We start from the raw sequence: 14178 nt of genomic DNA on the forward strand, positions 1-14178 counted from the left end.
CTCAACCCTTCGCTCGGTCGAGCTGCTCGGTCACCGTCTCCAGCAGCTCGGCCCAGGACTTCTCGAACTTGTCAACGCCCTCGGTCTCCAGTGCCACGAAGACGTCGTCGAGGTCGATGCCCGCGTCGGCCAGGGCGTCGAAGACCTCCTGGGCCGACTCGGCGGTGCCGGTGACGGTGTCGCCGGTGATCTTGCCGTGGTCGGCGACCGCGTGCAGGGTCTTCTCCGGCATCGTGTTGACGACACCCGGCGCGACCAGCTCGTCGACGTAGCGGGTGTCGGAGTAGGCCGGGTCCTTCACGCCGGTGGAGGCCCAGAGCGGGCGCTGCGGGCGGGCGCCCGCCTCGGCCAGCGCGGTCCAGCGCGGCGAGGCGAAGACGTCCTCGTAGGCGCCGAAAGCCAGGCGCGCGTTGGCGATGGCGGCCTGACCGCGCAGCGCCTCCGCCTCCGGGGTGCCCAGCGCCTCGATGCGCTTGTCGATCTCACTGTCCACACGGGACACGAAGAACGAGGCGACGGAGGCGATCTTGGACAGGTCGTGGCCGTTGGCCTTGGCCTGCTCCAAGCCCTCCAGGAACGCGTCCATGACCGCGCGGTAGCGCTCGACGGAGAAGATCAGCGTCACGTTCACGCTGATGCCCTGCGCCAGGGTCTGGGTGATCGCGGGCAGACCCGCCACGGTGGCCGGGATCTTCACCATCAGGTTCGGCCGGTCCACCGCCTTCCACAGCTCCTGCGCCTCAGCGGCGGTGGCGTCGGTGTCGTGCGCCAGACGCGGGTCCACCTCCAGGGAGACCCGGCCGTCGAGACCGCCGGTGGACTCCCACGTGGCGCGGAAGACGTCGCAAGCCTGCCGCACGTCGGCGGTGGTGATCTCGCGGACGGCCTGGTCGACCGAGGCGCCGCGCGCGGCCAGCTCGCCGACCTGCTTGTCGTAGGCCGAGCCCTTGGACAGAGCGCCCGCGAAGATCGTCGGGTTGGTGGTCACGCCGACCACCGAGAGCTCGGTGATCAGCTCGACGAGGTTGCCGGACTCCAACCGCTCGCGCGAGAGGTCGTCCAGCCAGACCGAGACACCGGCCTCGCTCAGTGCGATGAGGTTGGGGTTGCTCACGGCGACACCTCGCAAACTCGGTGCGCCGCGAGCGGCGCTGCTGTGTTGAATGGTTCGCTCACAAGTTCGCTCACTGGGTCGCTCCAATGCTGCGCTTGGCGGCCTCGACGACAGCGGTGTCGGTGAAGCCGAACTCGCGGAAGAGGGTCTGGTAGTCGGCCGACGCGCCGAAGTGCTCGATCGAGACGATCTCACCGGCGTCGCCGACGTAGCGGTACCACGGCTGCGCGATCCCGGCCTCGACCACGACGCGGGCGCGGACCTCGCGCGGGAGCACCGAGTCCTTGTAGGACTGGTCCTGGGCCTCGAACCACTCGACGCACGGCATGGACACCACGCGAGCGGCAACGCCCTGCTCGGCCAGGATCTTCCCGGCCGCGACGGCGATCTGGAGCTCGGAGCCCGTGCCGATGAGGATCACCTCCGGCGTGCCTTCGGTGTCCACCAACACGTAGCCGCCGCGCGCGACGCCCTCGGCGGAGGTGCCTTCCAGCGTCGGGACGTTCTGGCGGGTCAGCGCGATGCCGGTCGGACCGTCCTGGGTCTCCAGCACCTTCTGCCACACCGCGGCGGTCTCGTTGGCATCGCCAGGGCGGGCCACCGAGAGGCCGGGGATGGCGCGCAGCGCCGCCAGGTGCTCGATCGGCTGGTGCGTCGGGCCGTCCTCGCCGAGACCGATCGAGTCGTGCGTCCACACGTAGACGACCGGCGACTTCATCACCGCGGCGAGGCGGACCGCCGGGCGCATGTAGTCGCTGAACACCAGGAAGGTGCCGCCGTACGGGCGGGTCGGCCCGTGCAGCGCGATGCCGTTGAGGATCGAGCCCATGGCGTGCTCGCGAACACCGAAGTGCAGCGTGCGGCCGTAGGGGTGCGCGGTCCACTCGCCGGTGGAGATCGACTCCGGGCCGAAGGAGTTCGCGCCCTTCATCGTGGTGTTGTTGCTCTCGGCCAGGTCGGCGGAGCCGCCCCACAGCTCCGGCAGCACGTCGGCGATCGCCGAGAGCACCTCGCCGGAGGCCTTGCGGGTCGCCAGGCCCTTGGCGTCGACGTCCCACTTCGGCAGCGAGTCCGCCCAGCCCTCGGGCAGCTTCTTCGCGACGAGGCGGTCGAACAGGGCCTTGCGCTCCGGGTTGGCCTGGGCCCACTCGTCGAAGGACTTCTGCCACTCGCCGCGCGCCACCTCGCCGCGCTTGACGACCTCGCGGGCGTGCGCGAGCACCTCCGGCGCCACCTCGAAGCTCTGCTCCGGGTCGAAGCCGAGCACCTTCTTGACCTCGGCCACCTCCTCGTCGCCGAGCGCGGAGCCGTGGATCTTGCCGGTGTTCATCTTGTTCGGCGCCGGGAAGCCGATCACGGTGCGCAGCAGGACGATCGACGGCCGGTCGGTCACCGCGCGGGCGGCCTCCAGCGCGTCCAGCAGGTCCTTGACGTTCTCGCCGCCCTCGACCGACTGCACGTGCCAGCCGTAGGCCTCGTAGCGCTTGGCCACGTCCTCGCTCAGCGCGATGGCGGTGTCGTCCTCGATGCTGATCTTGTTGTCGTCGTAGATCAGCGTCAGGTTGCCCAGCTGCTGGTGCCCGGCGATCGAGGACGCCTCGGAGGTCACGCCCTCCTCGATGTCGCCGTCGGAGGCGATCACGTAGATCTGGTGGTCGAACGGGCTCTCACCGGGCGCGGCGTCCGGGTCGAACAGTCCGCGCTCGCGGCGGGCCGCCATCGCCATGCCGACCGCGGAGGACAGGCCCTGGCCCAGCGGTCCGGTGGTGATCTCCACGCCGGGGGTGTGCCGGTGCTCCGGGTGACCCGGGGTCAGCGAGCCCCAGGTGCGCAGCGCCTTCAGGTCCTCCAGCTCGACGCCGTAGCCGGCGAGGTAGAGCTGGATGTAGAGGGTGAGGCTGGAGTGCCCGCAGGAGAGGACGAAGCGGTCCCGGCCCGGCCAGTCCGCGTCCGCCGGGTCGTGGCGCATGACCCGCTGGAACAGGGTGTAGGCGGCGGGCGCCAGGCTCATCGCGGTACCGGGGTGGCCGTTGCCGACCTTCTGCACGGCGTCGGCGGCGAGGACGCGAGCGGTGTCCACCGCGCGCCGGTCCAGCTCGGTCCAGTCCTCTGGCAGGTTGGGGGTGGTCAGACCGGTGAGGTCGGTGTTCACGGACACGGACGCTGTCCCACTTTCGCTTGAGGTTCCGCAAGGTCGCGCGCGAGGAGGGCGGAGCGTTCGGCGGGCGGGCTTGACGGCTTCGTCAAGCGTTGTCGCCCGGCGTGACGCACGTTCTCCCTCGTCCACCGATCAGCCTAGTAGTGGGCGTGGGCCACCGTCGCTTAAGGCACGTCACACGACCCCCCGCGCGCGTCGCTTCAGTAGCGTGCCTACCATTTGGGTGACCCGCGTTCCCCGGGTCGAAACCGAACTGACTGTCCGGTCCGATTTGAAGGAGCCCCATGCCGCCGGTGATCGTTGCGGAGGGGACGCGATGAGCATCACCGCTGACGCGTCGGCCCGGAGCCACCACCACCCGCGGCCAGACTGGAAAACCAGAGTCCGCAACAGTGTTGGCTCCTATGTGGCCCTCACCAAGCCGCGGGTCATCGAACTGCTCCTGGTCACCACCATCCCGGCGATGCTGCTGGCCCAGCGCGGGCTGCCGTCGCCGCTGCTGGTGCTCACCACCCTGGTCGGCGGGATCATGGCAGCGGGCAGCGCCAACGCGCTCAACTGCGTCGCCGACGCCGACATCGACGCGGTGATGAAGCGGACCAAGGCCCGCCCGCTCGCGACCCACTCGGTGCCCAAGCGCAACGCGTTGATCTTCGGCGTGCTGCTGGGGCTCGGGTCCTTCGGCTGGTTCTTCGCGACGACCAACCTGCTGGCCGCCGTGCTCGCCGTCGCGACGATCCTGTTCTACGTCTTCGTCTACACCTTGGTCCTCAAGCGGCGCACCGCGCAGAACATCATCTGGGGCGGCGCGGCCGGCTGCATGCCCGTGGTGATCGGCTGGGCCGCGGTGACCGGCACCGTCGAGTGGCCCGCCTTCGTGATGTTCGGCGTGATCTTCTTCTGGACGCCGCCGCACACCTGGGCGCTGGCGATGAAGTTCAGCGACGACTACAAGGCCGCGGGCGTCCCGATGCTGCCCGCCGTCGCCGAGCCCGCCTACGTCACCCGGCAGATCGTGATCTTCACCTGGCTGATGGTGGCCTGGTCGCTGCTGCTGGTCCCGGCCGCCGGCTGGCTGTACCTGGCCGCCGCCGTCGTGGCCGGAGTGTGGTTCGCCGTGCTGACCCACCGCCTGCACGGCCAGGTCCGGCGCGGCGAGAAGGCCAACCCGATGCGCCTGTTCCACATGTCCAACACCTACCTGATGCTGGTGTTCGTGGCCCTCGCGGTGGATTCCGCGATCGGCCTCCCGGTGCTGAACTGGCCCTGGACCTGGTAGGACCTCCTTGCGGGAGGCCGTCGCACCGGGCACCATGGACGCCAAGATCATCTCCTTCCGGGTGGGCACATGACCAGCGTGGACGTCAGCTACCGCAGCGAGGTCGGCGGCAAGTGGCTGGAGCACCTGGAACGCATCAACGCCACGCTCTTCGACCGCATGCTCGCCGGTCGGCTGCCCGAGGTCGGCAAGCACGGCGCGATCATCCGCCACCGGCACCGCCCCGTCGACGACCGCGACCCCTCCGAGCGCGAGCTCATCTTCGGCGTGCGCAACGGCCGCGCCGCGCTCTACTACACCGACGAGACCGGAGCCTGGTACAGCCGAGGCCCCACCCCCGCCTCGCCCGACGACCTCGTCTACGCCGACCTGGAGTTCCCCGCGCACTGCGAGATCTCCTTGATCAACCTCGCCCACGCGCTCGCCGAGTTCTTCGACACCCAGACCCGCCCCACCTGCGTCTCCTGGCAGGAAGCCGACTTCTGACCCCCGGCCCCTCGCACTCCGCGAACCCCCACTTTGGTGCGTCTTAAGCCCTGAACGACCCGTTCAGTGCGCTCAGCGCACCAAACGACCCGTTCAGTGCGCTCAGCGCGTCAAAGGAGCCATTCGCGTGGTCCCACGCATCCCACCAGTCACACCAACCCCAGGCCTTACGCGCTGAATGAGTCATTGAGGGAGTTGAAGTACCTCAATGACTCATTCAGCACGCTCAAGTACCTGAATGAGTCATTCAGGGCGAAACGCGGGCGGTGGCGATGCGGTGGCGGAGGACCTCGATGATGCCGCTGGCGCTGGAGTGGGCGTGGCCGTCGTCGGCGCGGCGGTCGAGGAGGTCCTTGAACGGTACGAGCATGTCGGCGGGCACTCCGGCGGCGGCGCTGTCGCGGAGGATGGTGCCGAGGGCGACCTGGTTGATGGCGACGCTGGACGCGCCGTTGGAGTAGTCGCCGGCGTCGATCTCGCGCGCGATGTCGGCGAGGAAGGCGACCATGCCGGTGAGCCACGTGGTGGCCAGCGGCAGGAAGTCCCCGGCCTTCACACCGGCGGTCTCCACCAGCGCGACGGAGTACAGGAACCCGCCGAGCGTGGCGTACCCGGCGGAGAGCAGCCCGAGGTCGTGGAACTCCGCGACCCCCGCGTCGGTGCCGAGGAAGTGGCTGCCGCCGAAGGCGTCCAGCGCGGCGCGGTGCTCGTCGAAGACCTGCCGCGAGCCGCTGTAGATGACGAACGCGGCGGGGGTTCCGATCGCCTCGGGCACGGCCATGATCGCGCCGTCGAGGTAGGCGACCCCGCGCTCAGCGGCCCACGCGGCGAGCGAGCGGGCGTCCTCGGGGGAGCCGGTGGTCAGGTTGATCACGGTCTTACCGGCCTCGACAGGCTCCAGCAGCTCCACGGCGGTGGCGGTGTCGAAGACGCACACGATCGCCACGGGGCTGGCCGCGAGCGCCGAAGCCACGGTGTCGGCGCGGGTGGCTCCTTGCGCCACGAGGGCGTCGGCCTTCTCCGGCGTGCGGTTCCACACGGTCACCTCGTACCCGCCGCGCAGCAGCACCGCGGCCAGCACCGAACCCATGCTGCCGAGGCCGATCACGGTCACCTTCATGGCGTCTCCCTAGCTCGTGTTCCGTTGGTGGGATCACCGTGCTCGGCGGCGCTGTCGGTTTCCTGTCGCTAGGCTGTCGGCCGTGCGTTTCGGGGTGCTGGGCCCGCTTGAGGTGTGGTCCGCAGGTGGAGAGCCGGTCGGCGTTCCCGAGACCAAGGTCCGGGCGCTGCTCGTCGACCTGCTCGTGCACCGGGGCCGCGTGGTGTCTGCGGACCGGCTCGCGGAGGACCTGTGGGCGCAGCGCCAGCCCGCGAACCCCACGGCGTCGTTGCAGACCAAGGTGTCCAGGCTGCGCCGCGCGCTCGGCGACCTCGTCGAAGCCCGCCCGCCCGGCTACGTGCTGCTCGCGGAGCCGGAAGCGGTGGACCTCGGCCGCTTCGAAGCCCTGGTGCTGCGCGCCCGCAGGGCCGACAACGCCCGAGTCCGGGCCGACCTGCTGACCGAAGCGCTGGAGCTGTGGCGCGGTCCCGCCTTCGCTGGCTTCACCGACGAGGAGTTCGTCCGAGCGGCTGCCGAACGCGCGGAGGAACAGCGGCTGAGCGCCGTCGAGTCGCTGGCGGAGGCACACCTGGAGCTGGGCGAGCAGCCGGACCTGGCGCAGCTCGTCACCGAGCACCCGCTGCGGGAACGCCTGCGCGCCGCGCACATCCGCGCGCTGTACCTGGCGGGCAGGCAGAACGAGGCGATCGAGCACTACGAAGACCTCCGCGCGCGCCTCGCGGACGAACTGGGGCTCGACCCCGGGCCGGAGCTGGCCGAGCTGCACACCGCGATCCTGCGCCAAGACCCCGCGCTGACGCGGTCCTCCGTGCGCCGCACCAACCTCCCAGCGCCGGTGACCGAGATCGTCGGCCGGTCCCCAGCCGTCGCCGAAGTGCGTGAACTCCTTGCGGTGAAAAGACTTGTCACGCTCACTGGGCCTGGAGGAGTCGGTAAGACCCGTCTCGCGTTCGAGACCGCCGCCCAGCTCGTCGAGTCCTTTTCGGACGGTGTGTGGCTCGTCGAGTTCTGGGACAACGACGCGGTGGTCGAGGCGGTCGCCTCCGCGCTCGGCATCCGGGACGACGCCGCGCCCGTGCCGTTGTTCGACCGGCTCGTGGATTCCTTGCGGGACAAGAACATGCTGCTCGTGCTGGACAACTGCGAGCACGTGGTGGAGCCGGTGGCGCGCCTCGTCGAGCTGCTGTTGCGCACGGCTCCGGCGCTGCGCGTGCTCGCGACGAGCCAGGAGCCGATCGGCATCGCGGGGGAGACCCTGTGGAGCGTCCCGACGCTGGACAACGCCGACGCCACAACGCTTTTCGCCGAGCGCGCCGCCGCGAGCGGCTACGCGGTCGACCCGTCCTCGCCGGAGGTCGCGCGGTTGTGCGAGCGCCTGGACGGAATCCCGCTCGCCCTCGAACTCGCCGCGACCCGCGTGCGCGTGCTCGGCGTGCACGAGCTGCTCACGCGCCTCGACGACCGCTTCAGCGTCCTCACCTCCGGCAACCGGGGCGCGCCGTCACGGCAGCAGACCCTGCGCGCGATGATCGATTGGAGCTGGGAGCTGCTGTCCGAGCCGGAGCGCGTCGTCCTGCGCAGGCTCGCCGTCCACGTCGACGGCTGCACGTTGGACGCGGCCGAGGCGGTGTGCGCGGCGGACGTCCTGGACCCGTTGGCGCGCTTGGTGGATCGCTCGCTCGTCGTCGTGCTCGACGGCCCGCGCTACCGGCTGCTGGAGTCCGTCGCCGCGTACTCCGCCGAGCGACTCGCCGAGGCCGGTGAGCTGGACGTGGTGCGCCGGCGTCACCACGACTACTACGCCGGGTTGGCCGAGAGCGCGCAGTTGCGCGGACCCGAACAGCGCGATTGGGTGCTGCGGCTCGACCGCGAGAACGCGAACCTGCGGCAGGCGCTGGACTTCGGCGGAGACATCCGACTGGCGAAGGTGCTGTCCTGGTACTGGTACCTCAGCGGCCGCATCAGCGAGGCCCGTCGCGCCTTTGAAGGAGTCGGCGCACTTGACCCCCAGTCAAGTGCGTGCCTCGCGGGCATGTCTGTCCTCAGTGGACAGAACGTCGAGATTCCGGAGGCCGACGACCCGGAGAGCCAGTGGTTCCTCGGCTTCGCACTGTACCGGGGCGGAATGGACCTCGGCGCCAGCGAACGGCTGATCGAACGCGCGCTCGCGGGCTACACCGAACTCGGCGATGAGTGGGGGATCGCCGCGGCGCTGAGCGTGCGCGCGAGCCAGGCGCTCGTGCGCGGCGACCTCGACCGAGCTCGTGCCGACGGCGAACGCGCTCAGTCACTGTTCCGCAAGCACGGCGATCAGTGGGGGCAGTTGCAGACCGTCTACCCGCTGGCCGCGCTCGCCGAGATCTCCGGAGACTACGCGCGGGCCAAGCGCCTCAACCGCGACGGCCTGCGGATCGCCGAGGACCTCCAGCTGTGGTCCGAGGCCGCCGACCGGCTCACCGGGCTCGGCAGGCTCGCGCTGCTGACCGGGGACTTCGCCGTCGCCGATGAGCTGCACGAACGCGCGCGCAAGCTTGCCGCGCGGCAGAGCTACCGGGCAGGGGAGATCCACGCCGAGATCGGCCTCGCCCTCGGCGCGCGCAGGCAGGGCGAGCTGGACGCCGCCGAGCACCACCTGCGCGAGGTCTACGAGTGGAACCGGCACGCCGCCTTCGACCCCGGCAACGCGCTCATCCTCGCCGAACTCGGCTTCGTCGCCGAGCTGCGCGGTGACGCCGACGCCGCGCTCGCGCTGCACACCAAGGGCCTCGCCGTCGCCCGCCACATCGGCGACCCCCGCGCCATCGCGCTCGCCCAGGAGGGCCTCGCCGGAGCGCACTCCCTCGCAGGCGACCGCGAGTACGCCAACCGCCTGCTCGACGAGGCCGCCGCCGCGCGCAACACCGCGGGAGCCCCGCTGCCCTCGGCCGAACGCGCCGACGTCGACCGCGTGCGCGCCCGCCTCCGCGCACTGTCCCAAGTGGACGGTGCGGGAAAACCCCGTTGACGAACGCGTGGTGCGCGGGGATAGTTCCCTCTGCGAGCCGGACACCGGCGAGCACGACAGCGACCAGCGACCAGCGAAGGAGGACGGCATGACGGGCACGCACCGACGCCACTCCTCGCGGCGCACTCGCACGTGATGGGCTGATCGCCCGACCACGCGAGCCGCCCGAGGACGTTCCGGGCGGTTTTTCTTTGCACACCAACACCTATCCCCATGGCGCAGCTGGACAGCGCGCGACGCTACGAACGTCGAGGTCGCAGGTTCGAATCCTGCTGGGGATGCGCTGCTGCACGGCCAGGTGCCGCCTTCGGGGGGAGGCGCGGGCCGGTAGAGCCGGCGGGGTTCACCACCCGCGGTCGGCGACCAAGACCAAGACCAAGGCCAAGACCGAGACCGAGCCTCAGGCCACCGGCAGGGCGCCCCTGGTCATCCGGTGCAGCTCGGCGATGTGGCTCTCCAGGGCCCGCTTGCCGGAGCGGGTCAGCGTGATCCACGTGCGCACGCGGCCCTTGCCCGCGACGGAGGCCTTGCGCAGCTCGACGTAGCCCGCTTCCTCCAGGATGCGCAGCTGCTTGCTCAGCACGGAGTCGCTGACACCCAGTTCCTCGCGAAGCGGGCGGAACTCACCCTCCTTGACCGCCGCCAGGAAAGAGCAGATCTGCAGCCGGTGGGCGGGGTGGACGATCGCGTTGAACGCGGGACGGGTCTTCACAGGGCCTCCTGGCGTGTCCCGACCACACATACTCACCACGCCCGGACCGGTCAAATCCCCTTCCCCTGGGGGGAGGACAGAATTTTGGCTATCTCCTGAGAAGACACCGGTTCGCCGAAGTGCGGGCCCTGCGCGAAGGCCGCTCCGGCGCGCTGCCACCACTCCAGCTGCTCCGCCGAACCGACGTCGCCGACGACCACCTGGGCGCCCGAGCGCTCCAGCGACGGGATGAGGAAGTGGACGCTCACCCTGAGCGCGTCGGCCTCACTGTCCTCTGTGGACAGACGGTGCACCACCCACGGCGCGATCCTGACCAGGTCGGCCCGCAGCGGCCCGCAGACGCCGAGGTTGGCGAGGCCGCCCTCGAACTCGTGCAGCGCCGTGCGCACGCCCATGTCGCCGAGCACCTCGGCGTTCTCCTCCGCCTCGTCGCGGTGCTGGCGCAGCGAGGCCATCGGGATGCCCAGCCGCAGCCGCGCCGCGCTCATCCCGGAGTCGGCGAGCGCCATCCGCACGGTTGCGGCGAGGTCGGGATCGCGAGCCTGCAGCGGCGTCAGGTTCAGCCACAGCCCGGGCGCTGCGCCGTCGGGGCCCTCGGGCCAGGACGCGGCGATCATGCACGCCTCGCGCAGCGCGGACCGGCCGAGCGGCAGGATCATGCCGGTCTCCTCGGCCAGCTCGACGCAGCGCTCGTGCGGCAGCGCGCCGTGGTCGGGGTGGTTCCACCGCAACCGGGCCTCGACGAAGGCGACCTGCCCGTCGGCCAACCGCACCACGGGCTGGTAGACGACCTCGAACTCGCCGTTCTCCTCGGCGCCGGGGATGGAGGCGGCCAGCCGGGTGCGCAGCCTGGCCTCGCTGTCGTGCTGCGCGTCGAAGAGCTCCCACTGGCCCTTGCCGCTCGCCTTGGCCCTGCGCAGGGTGATGTCGGCGGCGCGCAGCACCTCCTCGGGGCGCAGGTTCTGGCTGTTGGCCCGCACCACGCCGATGCTGGCCGAGACCGCGACGCCGACCCCGTCGACGTAGGTCGGCTCGGCGAGCGCGGTGTTGACCAGCACGGCGAGCTTGCCGGGGTAGGGCGTGTCCTCGGTGTTCTCCAGCAGCACGGCGAACTCGTCGCCGCCGAAGCGCGCGACGACGGCGTTGCGCTCGTCGGCGAAGACGTGCTCCAGCCGCTTGCCGGTGACCTGGAGCAGCTGGTCGCCGACGCGCGGACCCATGCCCGCGTTGATCACGCCGAAGCCGTCGAGGTCCAGCTGGAGCACGGTGACGCCGAGCCGGGAGTCCATCCGCGTCAGCGCGGCCTGCAACCGGGAGCTGAACAGCTGCCGGTTGGCCAGCCCGGTCAGCGCGTCGTTGAGGGACTGCTGGCGCAGGCGCTGGGTGAGCATGTGGACCTCGGTGGCGTCCTCCACCATGGTCACGATGTGGCCGGGCATCTCGTGCAGCGCCGACACCGCGAGGTAGGCCAGCACCGCGTCGCCGTCCCTCGTCGCCAGCATCCGCCGCACCCGGAACCTCTCCCGCGTGCCGTCGGACAGCTCGCGGTAGGCGCTGCGCAGCGTGTCCGAGCCCTCCTCCTGGAACAGCTCGTACAGGTTCAGCCCGCCGAGCTCCTCCTCGGAGTAGCCGAGGATCTCCGTCAGCGCAGGGTTGGCCTGCACGATCCTGCCGTCGAAGTCGGTCAGCGCGATGCCGACGCCGGAGGAGGTGAACACCTCGCGGAAGCGGGCCTCCGACGCGCGCAGGTGGCGCTCGGCCTCCTGCTTCGCCCGCAGCAGCGCGTCGGTGATCTGTTGCTGCTGGTGCAACGTGCGCTCGCGCATCGCCTTCGTGTAGCTCGTCGCGAGGCCGCCGATCAGCGCGAGCACGCGCGTCGTCAGCCGGTCGGCTCCGTCACCGAAGACATCGAGCAGGCCCTCGCCGAGCACCTCGACGCTGCGGCTGAGGCTGTCGGGACCGGTGAAGTTCGCGCGCACCATCCGCTCGGCGACCTCGTCGAGCAGCCCGCCGGTGTCCGCGCCCGCCTCCATCGCGGAGACCAGCATGGTCAGCAGCTCGTGGGTCAGCCGTTCGACCTCGCCCCTGGTCAGTGGGGTGTAGGTGCCCGAGGTGACCGCGGCCGCCCAGGTCCTGGCGAGCACCCAGGTGCGGGCAGGGCTCAGCGCCGGGGCGGACACCGCGCTCTCGCGGGTCACCTCGGTCGCGGCGGTCGGCCCGGACTCCGCCGGGCTCGGTGCACTCATGCTGCTCTGGCGGTCTCCGGCGTCGGTGCCCGCGGCGGACGGGCGACGAGCGGTGCCACGAACACACCCCACGGCTTTGCCATGGTGGCAAAAGTCTAGCGATCTCCGGTGGGGTCCGCGTAGGGCATGGCGAAGATGCGGCTGGGTGATGTGCGAACGCGCCGGTAGGCCAGGATTGGCGCGTGGGTGCCGCCAGGAAGGACCGCAGGGCCGAGCTGCTCGGGATCGCGGGGAGATTGTTCGCGGAGCGCGGATTCGTCGCGACGACGGTGCGCGAGATCGCCGACGCCGCGGGCATCCTCTCCGGCAGCCTCTACCACCACTTCGACTCGAAGGAGTCGATGGTCGATGAGATCCTGCGCGGGTTCCTCGACCGGCTGCGCGCCTCCTACGAGCAGGTGCTCGCCGAGCGGTCCGATCCGCGCGCCGCGCTGACCGCGCTGGTCACGGTGTCCTTCGAGTCGATGGACACCGACGGCGACGCGATCGCGATCTTCCAGAACGAGGCGGCGCACCTGGCGCAGTTCGAGCGCTTCGGCTACCTGGCGGAGGTCGCGGCGGAGCTGGAGCGCTGCTGGCTGGGCGTGCTGGAGCGCGGGCAGCGGGACGGGGTGTTCCGCGCGGACCTGCGCGTGCCGCTGGTCTACCGCTTCATCAGGGACACGGTGTGGGTGGCGGTCCGGTGGTACGACCCGGAGGGCACGCTCGGCGCCGAGGAGATCGCGGCCCAGTACCTGACGATTCTCTGTCAGGGGATCGTCGCGCAGCGTTAGTGCGTTCGGGTGACGGCTGACCGCAGCTCACCGTTGGGACACCAATGGGTCACGGCCATTAACACGGACGGCGGAATCGCCGACGATTCAGGCATCAGGCTCCGACGAGACCGCCTGGAGCGTTCATGCCCCACCACCACCGCGGGTTCCGCGACACCTTCGCCTTCATCGCAGGCACGGCCGGTGCCTCCGCCGCCGTGTTCAGCATCGCGGTGTGGGAATGCGCACCCCTGATCGGGTTACCGTTCGGGCTCGGCTTCGGCGTGGTGTTCGGTCTGCTGGTGACCCCGTTGGTGATCAGCGTGACGCGGCGCGTCCCGGTCGCGGGCGGTGGTGGAGAAGCCCTCGTGGACACGGTGAACGACCAGCTCAGGGGCCTCGGGTACGGGGAGCCGGAGCGCATCGCCGAGCACACCCTCGGCTACTCCCCGGCCCGCCGCAGCCGGACCCGTTGCCGCTACCTGAGCGTGCGCCTCGATGACCGCGAGATCACCCTGACGGGCCCCCGCCGCGTGGTCGGCTCGCTGCGCAGGGGACTGGCGGAGCGGGTCCGGGGAAACAGGGCTGTCACAGGACAGGAATAGAGTTGGTGGCCTCACCCCAGGAGGCACACGTGCTCTACCAGCTGATGAGACGGGTCCTGAGCCCGCTGGCTCGGCTGATCTTCCGCCCGCGCATCGAGGGACTGGACAACGTGCCGCAGCACGGCGCCGTCATCCTCGCGAGCAACCATCTGTCCTTTGTGGACAGTCTGGTGATCCCGCTGATCGTGCCGAGGAAGGTGGCCTTCCTCGCCAAGGCGGAGTACTTCCACGGCAAGGGCGTCAAGGGCGCGATCTCCCGCTGGTTCTTCACGATGATCGGCCAGATCCCGGTCGAGCGCGGGCGCGGCAGGGCCGCCAAGGACGCGCTGGACGTCGCGATCAACGTGCTCACCGAGGGCGGCGCCTTCGGCATCTACCCGGAGGGCACGCGCTCCGAGGACGGCCGCCTCTACCGCGGCAAGACCGGCGTCGGCCGGATCGCGCTGGCCAGCGGAGCCCCCGTGGTCCCCGTCGCGCTGATCGGCACCGAGCGCATCCAGCCCATCGGCAAGAAGCTGCCGCGCCCGTACCGGGTCACCGTGCGCTTCGGCGAGCCACTGGACTTCTCCCGCTACGAGGGCATGGCGCACTCCACGGTCATCCACCGCACCGTCACCGACGAGATCATGTACGCCATCCTGGAGCTCTCCGGCCAGGAGTACGTCGACACCTACCACCAGCGCAAAGCCGCCTAACCTCCGC

Annotated in this window: 11 protein-coding genes, 1 tRNA gene and 1 pseudogene; 8 read left to right on the forward strand and 5 right to left on the reverse strand. The window is 70.6% G+C overall.

Annotated elements, in window-relative coordinates:
- Position 1: 1 nt before the first annotated feature.
- Both tal and tkt read right to left on the reverse strand, forming a co-directional pair.
- Positions 2-1114, reverse strand: coding sequence for a transaldolase (gene tal / locus ABD798_RS33295; RefSeq protein ID WP_344884150.1), 1113 nt, complete (start codon positions 1112-1114; stop codon positions 2-4).
- Between the two features lie 70 nt (positions 1115-1184).
- Positions 1185-3272, reverse strand: a complete 2088-nt coding sequence (gene tkt / locus ABD798_RS33300) for a transketolase (protein WP_344884153.1) — start codon at positions 3270-3272, stop codon at positions 1185-1187.
- 316 nt (positions 3273-3588) lie between these two features.
- Here tkt and ABD798_RS33305 point away from each other — a divergent pair, with 316 nt between their 5' ends.
- Positions 3589-4551: a heme o synthase gene (locus tag ABD798_RS33305; protein ID WP_344884156.1), complete on the forward strand. Its 963-nt coding sequence runs from the start codon at positions 3589-3591 to the stop codon at positions 4549-4551.
- A 69-nt stretch (positions 4552-4620) separates the two neighbouring features.
- Positions 4621-5037, forward strand: a complete 417-nt coding sequence (locus ABD798_RS33310) for an Imm1 family immunity protein (RefSeq protein WP_344884160.1) — start codon at positions 4621-4623, stop codon at positions 5035-5037.
- A gap of 247 nt (positions 5038-5284) precedes the next feature.
- On the opposite strand, the gene ABD798_RS33315 is transcribed toward ABD798_RS33310, so the two are convergent.
- Positions 5285-6157 carry an NAD(P)-dependent oxidoreductase gene (locus tag ABD798_RS33315; RefSeq protein ID WP_344884163.1) on the reverse strand — a complete coding sequence of 291 codons (873 nt, stop codon included), beginning with the start codon at positions 6155-6157 and terminating at the stop codon, positions 5285-5287.
- Positions 6158-6269: 112 nt separating this feature from the next.
- Here ABD798_RS33315 and ABD798_RS37285 point away from each other — a divergent pair.
- The 3 genes and pseudogenes from ABD798_RS37285 to ABD798_RS33325 form a co-directional block, all read left to right on the forward strand.
- Positions 6270-6473, forward strand: a pseudogene (locus ABD798_RS37285) (AfsR/SARP family transcriptional regulator); the annotation flags it as partial.
- Positions 6447-9161, forward strand: coding sequence for an ATP-binding protein (locus ABD798_RS33320; protein ID WP_486303721.1), 2715 nt, complete (start codon positions 6447-6449; stop codon positions 9159-9161). The pseudogene ABD798_RS37285 and the gene ABD798_RS33320, both read left to right, overlap by 27 nt.
- Before the next feature lie 207 nt (positions 9162-9368).
- A tRNA-Arg gene (locus ABD798_RS33325) sits at positions 9369-9442 on the forward strand.
- Positions 9443-9561: 119 nt separating this feature from the next.
- Here the strand turns inward: ABD798_RS33325 and ABD798_RS33330 are convergent.
- Positions 9562-9873 (reverse strand): transcriptional regulator, encoded by a 312-nt coding sequence (locus ABD798_RS33330; protein ID WP_344884170.1) that lies wholly within the window; start codon positions 9871-9873, stop codon positions 9562-9564.
- A 50-nt stretch (positions 9874-9923) separates the two neighbouring features.
- The gene (locus tag ABD798_RS33335; RefSeq protein WP_344884173.1) at positions 9924-12119 is read right to left on the reverse strand and encodes a putative bifunctional diguanylate cyclase/phosphodiesterase; all 2196 of its coding nucleotides are present in this window, start codon (positions 12117-12119) and stop codon (positions 9924-9926) included.
- Between the two features lie 182 nt (positions 12120-12301).
- On the opposite strand from ABD798_RS33335, the gene ABD798_RS33340 reads away from it, so the two are divergent.
- From ABD798_RS33340 to ABD798_RS33350, 3 genes are all read left to right on the forward strand, one after another.
- Positions 12302-12892 (forward strand): TetR/AcrR family transcriptional regulator, encoded by a 591-nt coding sequence (locus tag ABD798_RS33340; protein WP_344884176.1) that lies wholly within the window; start codon positions 12302-12304, stop codon positions 12890-12892.
- A gap of 125 nt (positions 12893-13017) precedes the next feature.
- The gene (locus tag ABD798_RS33345) at positions 13018-13476 is read left to right on the forward strand and encodes a hypothetical protein (RefSeq protein WP_344884179.1); all 459 of its coding nucleotides are present in this window, start codon (positions 13018-13020) and stop codon (positions 13474-13476) included.
- A 5-nt stretch (positions 13477-13481) separates the two neighbouring features.
- Positions 13482-14171 (forward strand): lysophospholipid acyltransferase family protein, encoded by a 690-nt coding sequence (locus ABD798_RS33350; RefSeq protein ID WP_344884182.1) that lies wholly within the window; start codon positions 13482-13484, stop codon positions 14169-14171.
- Positions 14172-14178: the final 7 nt, after the last annotated feature.

It is taken from the genome of Allokutzneria multivorans (assembly GCF_039537405.1).
In the GTDB taxonomy this organism is placed as follows: Bacteria; Actinomycetota; Actinomycetes; order Mycobacteriales; family Pseudonocardiaceae; genus Allokutzneria; species Allokutzneria multivorans.

What these genes read in the sequence shown, in the direction of transcription:
- ABD798_RS33305 (WP_344884156.1), top strand. Translation starts at nt 3,589, where the DNA reads ATGAGCATCACCGCTGACGCGTCGGCCCGGAGCCACCACCACCCGCGG.
- ABD798_RS33310 (WP_344884160.1), top strand. Translation starts at nt 4,621, where the DNA reads ATGACCAGCGTGGACGTCAGCTACCGCAGCGAGGTCGGCGGCAAGTGG.
- ABD798_RS33315 (WP_344884163.1), bottom strand. Translation starts at nt 6,157, where the DNA reads ATGAAGGTGACCGTGATCGGCCTCGGCAGCATGGGTTCGGTGCTGGCC.
- ABD798_RS33335 (WP_344884173.1), bottom strand. Translation starts at nt 12,119, where the DNA reads ATGAGTGCACCGAGCCCGGCGGAGTCCGGGCCGACCGCCGCGACCGAG.
- ABD798_RS33345 (WP_344884179.1), top strand. Translation starts at nt 13,018, where the DNA reads ATGCCCCACCACCACCGCGGGTTCCGCGACACCTTCGCCTTCATCGCA.